Here is a 545-nt window from a genome sequence, read left to right on the forward strand (position 1 = left end):
GGTCAAAGGACGTACCCGGCACAAGACGATGACACTTGCGCCAGAAGAGTTCATGCGCCGCTTCCTGTTGCATGTGCTGCCCACTGGCTTTCACCGCATCCGCCATTATGGGCTGCTGGCCAACGTCGGGCGACGGGAGAATCTAGCCAGGGCGAGGCATATGCTGAACACGCCCCCGCCTGAGCCGGTCATGAATCAAGCCGCTGTCACGCCAGTGCCCAACTTCGTCTGCAAATGCTGCGGCGCCACCATGCGTGTTGTTGAAATCATCATGCGCCGGCAACCAATCCGTGCACCACCATGATGCTCCTCCGAAAGTTTCTTCGTGAAGTGCCCAACTCAGCTTCCGGATTGCCGGTGCCGCAGACAGCCTGTTGCTGCTTGTGGCCATATCGCCGGAATTTGCTGCTCCGAGGATGGGTACTCGTGACACCGCTCCCCGGCATGGGCGTGTGTCATCGTATCGGCGATAGATCAATCAGCCTGCCTACGGCCAATTCAGCGCTCGGGGGCCAGATCAAATCCCCATAGGCCATCGCCTACTC

Annotated in this window: 1 pseudogene; it reads left to right on the forward strand. The window is 59.4% G+C overall.

Annotated features, from left to right (window positions below):
- Nucleotides 1-187 (forward strand): annotated as a pseudogene (locus tag CSQ89_RS23725) (transposase); the annotation flags it as partial.
- Nucleotides 188-545: the final 358 nt, after the last annotated feature.

This window comes from Chitinimonas sp. BJB300, from assembly GCF_002735695.1.
Taxonomy (GTDB): Bacteria; Pseudomonadota; Gammaproteobacteria; order Burkholderiales; family Chitinimonadaceae; genus Chitinimonas.